Source organism: Elusimicrobiaceae bacterium, assembly GCA_017528825.1.
Lineage (GTDB): Bacteria > Elusimicrobiota > Elusimicrobia > Elusimicrobiales > Elusimicrobiaceae > Avelusimicrobium.
In genome coordinates this window covers 20151-32716 of record JAFXOI010000031.1, presented here as the reverse complement: position 1 = coordinate 32716, position 12566 = coordinate 20151, and the positions used below count along the sequence as shown (strand labels likewise).

Genomic DNA, 12566 nt, shown 5'->3' with positions numbered 1-12566 from the left:
CCTCACAGTCCAAAAATTTTACCAATCACCCGCACAATCACAAACATGGGCGGATAAATAATATACTTAAAAATCCCCGTTATAATAAGCCCCAACACGATATACATACCGTATCGGCCGAAAAAATGGGCGTATTTCAATGCCTTGTCCAACGGTAACAAAGCCGCCAAAATATGTCCTCCGTCTAACGGTGGAATCGGCATTAAATTAAATACCGCCAACAAAATGTTGATTTGTATGCCGTAAAATAAAATCTGTACGGTTTGCACGGTGCCTTGTGCCGAAAGGACGCCGCTTACCAAAGTGAGTTTTGCCAAAAAAGCAAACACTACCGCCAGTAGTAAATTAGCGGTGGGACCTGCCAGCCCCACTTTGCCCATACTTTGGCGCGGAAAAGGAAGACGTTGCGCATTGACCGGCACCGGTTTGGCCCAGCCAAACATAGGAAGACCCGAAACATAGCATATCGCCGGCACCAAGAGCGTGCCGATCAAATCAATGTGTTTGAGCGGATTTAACGTTAAACGACCCCTCAGATAAGCGGTATCATCACCCATCCGGTAGGCCACATATCCATGCGCAAATTCATGTAGCACAATGGAGAAAAACAAAATCGGTATAATGAGAAACAACTCCATAGTACTATTCTACTAAATATGCGCGCGTTCGGACAGGGAGTTTTGCTCCCTACCGATTTTATATCATTTTACTCTATATTACCATACCGACAAGTTTTCTCTCCCAAAACGGTACCAGTCATTCCACATCCTTGACTTCCAGTCCAATTTTTAACCCCCAAACTTTTACACGCTGGTTCTCCAATTGTTCCTGTTAACGCATAACAAACTACTTTTTTCTCTTGAGGAGAATAATTCAAGTAACGATTTATCTGTACATAATCTGTCCCCCCACGCACCACAGAGGCATGAAAATCAAGCATGAACCAATGCCCTTCTGGTAGCTGATATACTACTCCACCGTATTTATTTTCATTACGTACATAATCCACTTGTACATCCAAATCGTGCATTTGATCCGTGTATTTTCCATTCGCTAAATAATACACTTCTTCTGCCTGAGCGACAGAAGCAAGCAAAGAGAGCAAATTGGCCGCTTTTGTTTTTTCTACCGATACTTGATATTGGGGAATTGCAATGGCCGATAAAATGCCTATAATTAAAACAACCACCAATAACTCAATCAAGGTAAAACCTTTTTTCATACGACCTCCTTTAATAATTTTTTTAAATGATACTAAAAAAAAAAAACGATGTCAAGTGTTTTTTATAATACTTTTTCTTTCCGAAGAAAAAGTATCCAAAAAGACTCTCGGCAAAGAAGCAAAAAAAGAGACTGCAAACGCTGTTTGATAAACTCGCCTTTCGCTCATACATATCAAACAGACTACTCCGTTTCCAGTCTCTTTTTTACTACGCTTCTAAAGCCGATTTGTTCTTAGCATAAGTAGGAAATGCCAAATGTAGAATAGAGTACTTGTTATCTTGTTAGTGTAAGGAGAATTCAGGGGCTTCCATACATACATAGACTTGCGTGTGAGGGAAAAGGCGGCGCAAAAGCGGCACAAAATAACCATATACTTCTCGCCTTAAAACGGCAGGATAACGCATTTTTCCGTCAAAATCTAATAAAAATTCACCGTCTAAAATCGTATTTTCCGGGAAACGATTTTCCACCGCTTTTTTCAGTTCGCGGGAAAAGCGCAACATCCCCACGCTGATCCATGCCACCTTGTCTAACGGGACCGACCGGGCAATTTGCTCGGCCGCTTGGGTGTAGGCGGTTTGCCATCCTTCAAACGGTACCACCGGATCAAAGTGAAAACCTAAACGATATCCCGCACGAGCCACCTGTGCAGCGGCCTGCAAACGGGCGGTTAAATCCGGCGTTAAATGTTCCACATTTTCAATAAATTGCGGGGCATTTACAGACCAACCCACCACCACATTTTCAGCTCCGCCCGCCCGCAATAATCCTTCAATACAAGTGCTTTTGGTTTTGAATTCAAATTGCAAATGCGGCCGTGCCCGAAAAAAGGGCACTATATCTTGTGTGTATTGGGTCAATTCGTCAAATACTAATGAGTCTGTAAATTCTCCGCTACCGATACGCGGTCGTTCAAAAAGTCCTTTGCGCCAAGTGGTTTGATCTATTTTTGCCAAAAAATCGTTTATATTGGCCGGCAACAAAATAGCATGCAAATTTTGATACTGCTGTAAAAAACAATATTCACATTCAAACCGGCACCCAAATCCCAAATTAATCAAATTATACCCACACCCCGCATTTCCTTGCGAGCACGGACAGGGCTTTACGAAATCATATTTTTCCTGATGAATAAGAAGCGTTTCTGTACGACGAGAAAAGCAAGGTTGGCCCACTGTCTTTTTTTCATGTAAAATTTCCACTTGTGCCTGCGGAAACATGTGGCGGGCACGAAGCGCCAACGGGCTGTCTTGCACCGCGGCTTCTATGTATATTTGCTTGGGAGAAAAAGGGCGCCCAGACAAATCCGCCCGCTGGGCCGGGTCAAACTCCAATTTAGGCAAATAAAATGCGTTTTTCGCAGCGGTCTTATAGGAAAGCGGATAGCGTTTTTGTAATAGTATGTTTTTGGCGCGTTCAAAAGTTAAATTTTTTTCTGCAGGTAATATCTCAGCCAACGGCAAGGCATCTCGTTTGTTAATCTCGTATAACAAACGCCCCAATTCCCGCTGTTTATTAACACCTAAAGCAGGTAAAATCAGTTGCAAATATTCGCTAATATGTGTTTCACTTTCCACGTAAGAACTCCTGCTCTTGGGCACTTAACTGTAAAGACAAGGCCTGTATATTTTCCGTCACTTGAGCACTCGTACGGGCACCGGCCAGCACTCCTCTCACGCCCGGCTGGGCCAGTGTCCACGCCAAAGCTACCGCACTAGGGGGTACTTGTCTTTGTTGCGCCACCGTTTTCACACGTTGCGTCACGGACATAGCCGCGTGAAATCCTTCCCCAAAATAATGCGGATAAAAATACCGCCGCGCATCACAACGGCGCAAGTTAGGCATTTGGGTATATTTACCTGTCAAAATGCCTCCCCCCAACACGCCATAAGCCCAAAAATAAATCCCCCGTTGTTGGCAAAACGCCGCCAAAGAAAGAGTCTTTTGATCCAGCAAAGAAAGCCGGCTCTGCACGCTTGTAATAGGGGCTACTTCGCTGGCTTGTTTTACTTGTTCAGCAGATACATTACAAAGCCCGATTGCCCGGATTTTTCCCTGTTCTTGTAGGCGTGTTAATGTACCGACCGCTTCCGTTAACGGTACTTTCGGGTCCGGCCAGTGGATTTGATATAGATCAATATAATCGGTCTGCAATCGCCGCAGGGAATTTTCACATTCCTGCAAAATACGTTGGGGCCGCAAATCGTGATCGGGACGCCCCTCACGCAAGCAAATGCCGCATTTGGTGGCTAACGCCACACGCTGGCGGCAAGAGGAGATCGCGCGGCCTATGATTTCTTCGGATGTGCCCGCTCCGTAAACGGGGGCGGTATCTATTAAAACAATGCCTCTGTCTATCGCGGCGGACACAGTGGCATAGGCTTGATCGGCAAGAGTTTCTCCCCAATCCTTTCCGCCACCCAATGCCCAAGTGCCTAATCCTATCCGGTCAATTTCCAAGGATCCTATTTGCAACGTCACACCTTCCCTTGCTAAATTCCCTTCTCCGCTACGAAACTATTTTCTACTGCGTGGGTATCTGCTATATTATGCTTTCGGCAGTTCCATGCCCATGGCCCCGCCCATGGCTTGCGCCGCCAAGGCTTGGCTATCACGCACGGCTTTATTGATGGCAGTTTTCAATTCTTCGCCTAATTGAACTTCGGAAAAATTTTTGTACGTGGCATCTACCGTCACTTCCTTGACTTCCTGAGAGCCGGAAATGGTAATTTCAAACACGTGATTGGGGCTGGACACTTTGACAACCATATTGTCCAGTCTCTTTTTAATTTCCTGCATCTGATTTTTCAGCTGCCATAAATCTTTTAATTGTCCTAACTTATCAAACATATATCCTCCTAATACTCTTTAAATTTTAGCAATTATTTCCCTGGGTACTCCACCCATACGCCACCGCGTATAAACACAATGGCTCCTTTTACGGTCTTTTGCGGATAGAGCCGCCGGGCCGCCTGCAGGTACACTTCCAGTTGCGGCCAGTATTTTTGTGCGGCGATGTGCTCTTGCCCGGGGGTTACTTCATCGGTTTTATAATCCAGCACCCACACGGTGCCCGATTTATCTTGCCCCAAAAAATCAATCATCCCGCTCACTACGCCATGCTCAGTATCCAGTGAGAAAGGCAATTCCGTTCCCAAGGGGGTTAATTGCCGCAACTGCTCAAAAGCCTCACTTTGCCAAAATGAATTTAGTACAGCAAGGGCTCGTTCGTATAAATCCGGCTCGGCAGCAGAAAGTGTGGCCTGCAAGAGCTGTTGCGCAGTTTCTTGCGGATATTGCCCAAAGCGTTGCAAGGCAGTATGCACCACACTGCCCAACCGCATCGCTTGCGCGTCGGAAATATCCGCATGCTCCGTGCGCTTAGAGGGAGACAAAGATTTCGTATTTTGTTGGTGTTGCTCGTAAGCCGCTTGCCGCTTACTATACGCTTCTTTCCATTTTTCCAAATCGCCAAGTTCCACCCGAGCAGACTTTGCCACTTGATGTTGATAAATGAAATTTTCCGGTGATACATAGGGCACGATATTGCATTGTATCGGTATGTTTATTTCTGTATTTTCCTGACGGATACCGGCTTGTTTCAGTGCTCCCATTACCGTGCCCGTTTCCCCAAAATCATTCCCCACCAACACCAATTTCTCACGCGCACGCGTTAAAGCTACATACAGAACACGTACCTCTTCACAACGGCTGTGTTCCCGTTGTTCTTCTTCCAACCAAACTAAATTCAAATCCGCGTACTTGCCTACTCTTAGTCCGTGTATATTATAACGCCACGAATATAAATGAGTATCTTGAGTAGCGGCCGTATGCGTTTGCCGCTTGGATAAATCCACCCAAATCACCACCGGAAATTCCAATCCTTTCGATTTATGGATACTCATTACATTGACCGCTTGGCTGGCTGCCTCCCCGCTTGCAGAAGTGAGACGGTTTAACTCTTGTGTAATCAGATCATCTACCCGCGCCAAAAATTGCCCCAAGCTGACCGGATTTTGCAAGGCATAACCTTGCGCCAAAGACACTAAACGCATGATGTGTTCTATGCTGTTAGCTCCCTCATAAGCATAGGCACATATCTCACGCAAACCGGTTTCTTGCACGATCCATTGTAAGAACTGATGTAGCGGCATGCGACCTTTTTGTGCAGATAAATAACGTAATTGCGCAAATAAACGTTCCAGTTTTGGAAATTGAGAGGGAACCCTAAAGTCTAACTCTTTGCGTTGGGCCGCCTGGTATAACTCTTCATCCGTGAGTGCTCCCAGCGGGCTACGCATCACTCCGGCTAAAGCAATTTTATTCTGCGGGTCTTCCAGTACACGTAACAAATTTAACAAATCCGCAATTTCTTGGCGCGTGTAAAAATCCGGATCCTCTTCTACTAGGAAAGGAATTCCGCGGCGGCGTAAAGCCTCGGTATAGGGGCCTAAAGTAGTCCCGGCACGCGATAAAATAGCGATATCTTTATAGACCAGTTTCTGCCCGTTAGCCAGCACATCTTTTCCTACGTGCTGTTCAATCCAACTTGCCACCCATTGGGCTTGATTATGACGATAATCATCCGCTTGTCCTTCTCCCTCTTGGATGAAGGTAATTTCTACAGCCGGTTGCTTAAAGGGCTTGGCGGTAAAAATAGGTTCATACGCAGGTTGAAAAGCCGGTTTCTCTTTCATCACGGTAGAACAAACCTGATTGGTTAGGGAAATAATATCCGGCTCGCTGCGGAAATTTTGACGCAAATAGGCTTTCTGCCCGCCTTGTCTTAAAATCAAATCGGTAAACAATTCATAAGCCGTAATATCCGCCCCACGGAAACGATAAATAGATTGTTTCGGGTCTCCCACTACGCATAATTTACCGGGTTGGAGCTGTACCTGTTGCCAACTAGTAGCCCCGTTCCCTTTTTGCTCGGCTAAAAATAATAGGATTTCTCCTTGTACCGGATCGGTATCTTGGAATTCATCAATATAAAAAGCATCGTATTTTTCTTGCAACAGACGGCGTACCAGTAAATTAGTCCGTAGTAAATTGCGCGTCTTAACAATCAAATCATCAAAACTTAAAATACCTTCCGCTTCATAACGTTGTTTCACGCGCGCAACTAGGCCTTCTAACAATCGGTGTACTTTCAAAATCAAGCTCTGTACACAAGGATCTGCCTGCTCTGCAAAACGACACAAGGCTTTGGCTTCCTCTATAGAAGAAACATCCCACCCTTTGGGAACAGACGAACCTATGGAAATAGTTTCTTCCTCTGCGGCAGGTAATTGCCCGCTCTGCAACCATACCACCGCCTGTTCGAAACGACGCTGGGCTTGCTGCAAAGCATTTTCCACGGCCCGCGGTTTTTTACCCTTTTCTAAAAACGCGGTAGAAAGCCGGTTGGCTTGAAGGGCTCGTTCTTGGCAAACGGCAATTAATTTATCCTTTTGAGCAAAATAATCGTATTGCTCAATTTTGCCGCTACACATTTCCTGCACCCAACTAAATAACTGAGATAGGGAAATGCAAGAAAGCACTTCTTTCCATTGTGTAGCGTGCGCAGACTGCACGCCCAGTTCAACATCCAAAAAACGGTTCCACTCTGTTTCCAAAATATGTTGTCCGCGCGAACCGGTATCTATTTCTGCCTGCGGTGCCAGTCCCGCCTCCAGCGGAAAACTACGCAAAATGTCGGCACAAAAACTGTGTATGGTGCCAATTTGACTACGGTCTAACTGCGTTAGAGCCAGTTCGGCTCGCGCCACAATATCATCGTTTGGCACAGAGAAATAATCACGCAGCCATTCCAACACGGCGTCTTTTTCACCATGGCGCACGGCATTAATCACCGCCTGTAGTTTACTCATTAAACGCGTTTTGATTTCTGCCGCTGCCTTCTCCGTAAACGTCAAAGCGACCAAGCGCGGGGCCAAAATCCCTTGCGCCAGTAAAGCAAAACATAATCGCTCAATAAGTAAGGTGGTTTTGCCGGTACCGGCCCCGGCTTCTACTACCAAATTAATATCCAATCGGCTGCGTACCAGTTGGCGATCTTCGGTTAAATTCATTGGGTCGCCTCCTCTAACGCGCGCACTTGCTTGCTATGGCTGGCCCGCAGTAAACTGCGGAAAACATCTTTGCGACAAATAGCACCGTACGGACAATAAGCGCAATGTTTTCCGGGATGCATAAAAAATTGGCCCTGTTGCACCAGTTGTATCAGAAACGTGAAAAAATCAGCCGCCCGCTCTTGCACCGCTTGAAAGTCTGCCTGACTGAGCTCTTGGCGGTTATAACCTTTTTGGATAGTTAGCAAAGCCGCTCCGTCTGCAGATAATCCCTGTGTAGAAGACTGTTGCTGGGCCAGAACCAGGTATAGGAACGGTTGCAAAATAACTTGTTTGAACATATCCGCCGCCAAATTTTTGCCACCGTGCCGGCCGGATTTATAATCTACAATTCGGAAGGTCTTCTGTTCGGGGTTGACGTCAATCCGGTCTATAATTCCTTTTATTTTTAGAGATAACTGAGCAGAAGGCTGATATATTTTTTCAAAATAGGTTTCAAAAATATGCGGCACATATCCGTCTAAATACTGGGCGTCTTTAACCACAAAATCGGCTAATTTTTCTTGCATGTCTTGCACCAGCAAATCCCAAATTACCGGATAAATCCCAAACTGTTTATAGCTTCCTGCCGGATAACGTTCTTCAAACGCTTCTTTGACCCGTTCTTGGCGGGCTTGATCAAATAGCTCGGCCGTCAAACCCTCTTGATCCAAACGCTGGTAATAGTCCATAAGCACTTCATGGTAAATCGTACCGCGCAAATTGGGAGCTATTTCGCTGCGGCTGAGCACCTCATCGGGATGAGCCAACCCCACCCCTTTGGCAAAAAAGTATTTTAACGGACAACGAGCCAAATCCTGTAGTGCCGAGGGAGAAAACCCTTGTGCATGCTGCGCCTGAAAAATGGACGCTCCGCTGGCAATCATTCCGTCATATGCTGTTAAAGCACCAGTCGTAGCAATTTGTTTGGCGGCCTCTAATTGCTCCGTAAGTTGCGCTCGATTTAGCCCCACCTGTTCATATACAGAAGCATCGGCCGTTTGAGCAGCCAACATAAGTGAGATTTCTTGCCGGGTTAATAAACTGCTTTCTAGGGTGCTCAAACGGTCTAAAAGACGGGCGGGCACCTTTTGCAGTGTTTCCTCCGTTAATCCCACCCCGGCCGCCCGGGCCAATTCCACCACATAACTGGACGGCACAAGTGCTTTTTTGGCTTCATCTTCTCGCAAGAAAGAGACATACAATTGTTGTCGGGCAGTCTGCACCACACCGGAAAATAGCAAGCGTTCTTCCTCAAAACGCTCCATTTTTTGATTCATCCAAAACCCCAATTGGTCGCGCAAGATGCGGCGGTAATAATCTTTAAGCACCGGATCTTCCCGAATCACTTGTGGAAAGATTTTTTCGTTGGCACCTAACAGAAAAATTACCTTAAATTCCATACCGCGCAGACTTTGCACCTCTCCTACTGTTACCGCCCCGGCCGGATTGTACACCTCATGCACGGTTATTGCCTTCCAAGCGGCTAACAATTCTTCTACAAATTCTCCGCGTTGAGCTTCACAAGCAATCGTTTCATAACGGGCAAAACTATTCACCGCCTCTTGTACCTGTTGCCACAGAGATTGCTCCTGCGAGGTAAAAATGGCGGTATTAGTATATTGTTGCAAAAGAGCCAAAGTGGCCTGAGATAAACTCGTCCAGGAAAGTGCTTTTTCTAAAAATTCCAATTGCCCTTTTATTTGCTCTAACCATTGCAGGAAGGCAGGATCATAGTGTTTTAAGCCGGGACGTACTAAATCTGCCCATTGGTTGTAATCACGCTCGGCCAAACTTTCTTCTACCAAATAGCGCCATTGATTTTGACCGGCAAAATACGGACTATTAATGACAGCGAGCAACTGTTCTCTGTCAAAACCATTGCGTGCCAAAGAGATTAAATTAAGCCAAAATACGCCCAGCGGGTGCGCCTCTAAACCCGTTGAAAAATCTGCTTGGAAAGCAATGGCATTTTCCGCAAACAAACCGGGCAATGTCAGTTGATAGGGACCCAAAGAACGGGCCACAACCGCCATGTCCTCCCAGGCGATGTCTTGCTGTTCATGTAAGCGCAACATTTCCTTTGCTACAAAGAACAATTCTCCTTGCGGATCCGGAGCAAAAACTAAGTGCAAACCGTCCGGTTTACGTGGCGCGGCTTGCGGTGTAAATAAATAATCCGCCACAGCTCCCACGCTTTCCGCCTCGCCTTTGTTGGGCAGAGCCATGCAGCTAGGACTACCGGCGATATTGGTTTCAAAAAATTTACGCCCGAAAGCAAAAGACGGCGTATCGGCATAGGCCCAAAAAACCGTTACCGGATAATGGGATCTTAGCACTTGAAATAACTCCAATTGGCGGCCGGTCAATTCGTAAAACCCATATACTAAAATTTCTTGAAAAGAATGTAGCCAGCGGCTACCTTGCGACGCCTGTTGTAAGGCTTGTGTAAAGTATTGCTGATAGGAACGGTACCCGGGCACTTGATCTAATTTTTGCTGATAGGCCTTGTACACTTGCACCAGCCATTGCCAATGAGCGGCATCTTCTTGCAGAAAGGGGTCTGTAAATGTGTCTGCGTGTTCTTGTAAGACGACAGGATCGGCCAGCGAATCGGCCAAATCGCGTAGCGAAGATTTTAATGCATTGAGAAACCCGCGGCTCACCGGATAGCGGTTCAAACCGTTTGTTTGTAAAGTTTGTTTCAATAAATAATCGTGAAAATGATCGTTTGGCAATAAAGCAAGCTGATTATTTCCGTTTTCTGCATCCAAGGTAGAAATGAGTTGGGAAAAGGTGACAAAAAACACATTACTAATCAAGCCGTTGCGGCGCGCCAATTTACGTCGTAAATATTCCGCCATTCGGCCGGACGGACATAGCACCAACACCGGACGTTGCGGGCCGGGTTGCAAAGCAGAGGCATATGCCAAAAATTTCTTTTCTAAAGCCTGATAAGGCCCATAATAAGTGCTCATAAAATGCTATAGTAATAAGGTATTTTATACATTATTGCATTTTTGGCGCGGCTTGTTGCGGCGCATTTTGAAATATGAAAAAAATACTGATTTTAATGCGTCACGGTCAAGCCGGATTTGCAGCTACCAGCGATGCACAACGTCCTCTCACAACAGAAGGCGAAGAACAAGCCAGTCGCACCGGGCAAATGCTAAAACAGGCCGGGTTTACCCCGCAATTGATTTTATGCAGTCCTTTACTACGCGCCCAACAAAGTGCTCAATTAGCCGCTAATGCTTGGGGAATCACTCCTCAGATAGAAGGCAGTTTGGATGGCCGTTTAAGTGCCGCTGGTCTAGTAGATTTAGCGCAGGAGTATTTGGCGGAATACGATTGCGTTTTACTGGTGGGACATAACCCCAATATCAGTTTAGCCGCCGAACTATTAAATGGACAATATATTTCTTTCCGCCCCGGCAATGCCATGGCTTTTGATGTGACTGATTTTAATAAACCTATCGTCACATTTAAGGAGATTTCATGACCATTTTGGATGCTGTTCTGTTAGGATTGTTGCAAGCGTTGGGCGAATTTTTACCGATTTCCAGCTCGGCCCACTTGGTGCTACTGCCTTTTTTCAGAGGGCAGGTTTATCAAGGAGTTACGTTTGACGTACTGCTGCACTTGGCCACATTACTGGCGGTGCTGTTATATTTTGCCAAAGATTGGGTACAAATTATCAAAAACGGTTTGACGCAACCGCGCACCCCCCAAGGAAAAATTTTGTGGTTACTAGCTTTGGCTACTTTACCGGCGGCCATAGCCGGAGTATGCTTACACCACCAAGTGGAAACTATTTTTAGAAATCCGCTTTCCATTGCGGCGTGTTTAATGCTCTTTGCGCTTCTCTTGGGCTGGGCGGACCGCCGCAGTAAAACCGGGCCCGACGCCCCAATTACGCTAAACACCCTGTTGCTGATTGGTTGTGCGCAAGCCTTAGCCCTAATGCCCGGCGTATCGCGTAGCGGTATCACCATTACGGCGGCATTATTGTTAGGGTTTTCACGCACGCAAAGTACGCGCATTTCTTTTTTACTTTCCGCTCCGATTATTGCCGGTGCGGCACTGTTAGAAATAACAAAACTTTCATGGACGGATTTAAATACCGCTCTGATATGTGGATTTTTCAGCGCGTTTATCGGAGCGCTGTTTGTAATCGGTGGTTTAATGAAGTACATTAAAAGCCATACATTTTCTGTTTTCGTAATATACCGCTTGCTACTGGGATGTGCCATTATTGCATGGTACGCCCACATACACGGATAAAATTTGCACTAGGAGAAAAAAAGGAGAACTTATGAGTTATTTTTTAGCGTTTTGTTTAGCACTCTGTTGGGGAACGGTATTTTTGGCTACTAAAAATATTGTAACGGCTTTACCTCCTTGTTGGAGCACCTTATATATTGTGTTAGCCGGCCTTATTTTCTTGGCGGGTTTTTATATGATCCAAGGCAAAAGTTTGCGTATTTCCCGCAAACAAATTTGGCGTCCTTGGTTAGTCGGATTTTTATTAATTTTATTCCCGTTTGCGGCACGCTCTTGGGGGATGAGTTTCATTTCCCCTACTCTGGGAGGTATCTTTAATGGCACTGTACCGATATGGGCTTTTATTGCCGGAGCAGTACTGCTCAAAGGAGTGGACCGTTTTACCTGGTTGCGGGCATGCGGTGTGCTGTTAGGTATGTGTGGTGTTACGGTAATTATGTGGCCCACCTTATCGTTAGGGGACAATCCGCATGCTTTGTATGGTTGCTTTGCGGTACTACTGATGGCGTGGTCGTATGCTTTAGGCAATGTAATGACTAAAAAAGTAATGGTAGATGACCATAGCACCACCTTGGAAGCTAATGCTTTTCATCAGTATGTATTTTCAGCCGTTATTTTGCTGGTGGTAGCCTTATTTACAGAGCCACTTCCCGCTTGGTCTGTATTTTCCGGCAAAGTGATTATTTCCATTATTTGCGCAGGGGTGTTTTCTTCCGCAATCGCATTTTTACTGTTGGTAGCACTACTCAAACGCTGGGGATCGACGCGTACTTCGGCCGTCAGTTATTTTACTCCGGTAGTTGCCATGCTAACAGACATTTTAATTTCCGGACGCATGCCCACTATACACGAAGTGATAGGGCTAATTATTATTTTAGTTAGTGCAGCCCTGATTCAAAAACCGGTTCAAGAAAAATAAGACTTTATTTATTGCCGGAAATGTTT

General features: G+C 45.8%; 10 protein-coding genes. 3 read left to right on the top strand and 7 right to left on the bottom strand.

From position 1 onward, the window contains the following. Positions 1 to 2: 2 nt before the first annotated feature. From IKN49_05700 to IKN49_05670, 7 genes are all read right to left on the bottom strand, one after another. A complete protein-coding gene (locus IKN49_05700) occupies positions 3 to 638 on the bottom strand; it encodes a site-2 protease family protein (GenBank protein MBR3632531.1) in 636 nt (211 codons plus the stop codon). Between the two features lie 68 nt (positions 639 to 706). Then, positions 707 to 1222, bottom strand: coding sequence for a prepilin-type N-terminal cleavage/methylation domain-containing protein (locus IKN49_05695; GenBank protein MBR3632530.1), 516 nt, complete (start codon positions 1220 to 1222; stop codon positions 707 to 709). A gap of 283 nt (positions 1223 to 1505) precedes the next feature. Next, positions 1506 to 2801, bottom strand: a complete 1296-nt coding sequence (locus tag IKN49_05690; GenBank protein ID MBR3632529.1) for a hypothetical protein — start codon at positions 2799 to 2801, stop codon at positions 1506 to 1508. Continuing rightward, positions 2791 to 3705, bottom strand: coding sequence for an aldo/keto reductase (locus IKN49_05685; GenBank protein ID MBR3632528.1), 915 nt, complete (start codon positions 3703 to 3705; stop codon positions 2791 to 2793). The genes IKN49_05690 and IKN49_05685 overlap by 11 nt, the downstream gene beginning before the upstream one ends. Positions 3706 to 3771: 66 nt before the next feature. Continuing rightward, positions 3772 to 4074, bottom strand: a complete 303-nt coding sequence (locus tag IKN49_05680) for a YbaB/EbfC family nucleoid-associated protein (GenBank protein MBR3632527.1) — start codon at positions 4072 to 4074, stop codon at positions 3772 to 3774. Between the two features lie 32 nt (positions 4075 to 4106). Beyond that, positions 4107 to 7298, bottom strand: a complete 3192-nt coding sequence (locus tag IKN49_05675) for a UvrD-helicase domain-containing protein (protein MBR3632526.1) — start codon at positions 7296 to 7298, stop codon at positions 4107 to 4109. Continuing rightward, a complete protein-coding gene (locus IKN49_05670; protein MBR3632525.1) occupies positions 7295 to 10315 on the bottom strand; it encodes an exodeoxyribonuclease V subunit gamma in 3021 nt (1006 codons plus the stop codon). Before IKN49_05670 ends, IKN49_05675 begins: the two co-directional genes overlap by 4 nt. Before the next feature lie 74 nt (positions 10316 to 10389). Between IKN49_05670 and sixA the strand changes: the two genes are divergently transcribed. The 3 genes from sixA to IKN49_05655 are packed head-to-tail and all read left to right on the top strand — an operon-like array spanning position 10390 to position 12540. Continuing rightward, complete coding sequence (gene sixA / locus IKN49_05665; protein MBR3632524.1) at positions 10390 to 10839, top strand: phosphohistidine phosphatase SixA; 450 nt, start codon at positions 10390 to 10392, stop codon at positions 10837 to 10839. Continuing rightward, positions 10836 to 11621, top strand: coding sequence for an undecaprenyl-diphosphate phosphatase (locus IKN49_05660; GenBank protein ID MBR3632523.1), 786 nt, complete (start codon positions 10836 to 10838; stop codon positions 11619 to 11621). The genes sixA and IKN49_05660 overlap by 4 nt, the downstream gene beginning before the upstream one ends. A gap of 31 nt (positions 11622 to 11652) precedes the next feature. Next, positions 11653 to 12540, top strand: a complete 888-nt coding sequence (locus tag IKN49_05655) for a DMT family transporter (protein ID MBR3632522.1) — start codon at positions 11653 to 11655, stop codon at positions 12538 to 12540. Positions 12541 to 12566: the final 26 nt, after the last annotated feature.

Coding starts and splice junctions, on each gene's coding strand:
- IKN49_05660 (MBR3632523.1), top strand. CDS start 10,836: ATGACCATTTTGGATGCTGTTCTGTTAGGATTGTTGCAAGCGTTGGGC.
- IKN49_05700 (MBR3632531.1), bottom strand. CDS start 638: ATGGAGTTGTTTCTCATTATACCGATTTTGTTTTTCTCCATTGTGCTA.
- IKN49_05675 (MBR3632526.1), bottom strand. CDS start 7,298: ATGAATTTAACCGAAGATCGCCAACTGGTACGCAGCCGATTGGATATT.
- IKN49_05670 (MBR3632525.1), bottom strand. CDS start 10,315: ATGAGCACTTATTATGGGCCTTATCAGGCTTTAGAAAAGAAATTTTTG.
- IKN49_05655 (MBR3632522.1), top strand. CDS start 11,653: ATGAGTTATTTTTTAGCGTTTTGTTTAGCACTCTGTTGGGGAACGGTA.
- IKN49_05695 (MBR3632530.1), bottom strand. CDS start 1,222: ATGAAAAAAGGTTTTACCTTGATTGAGTTATTGGTGGTTGTTTTAATT.
- sixA (MBR3632524.1), top strand. CDS start 10,390: ATGAAAAAAATACTGATTTTAATGCGTCACGGTCAAGCCGGATTTGCA.
- IKN49_05680 (MBR3632527.1), bottom strand. CDS start 4,074: ATGTTTGATAAGTTAGGACAATTAAAAGATTTATGGCAGCTGAAAAAT.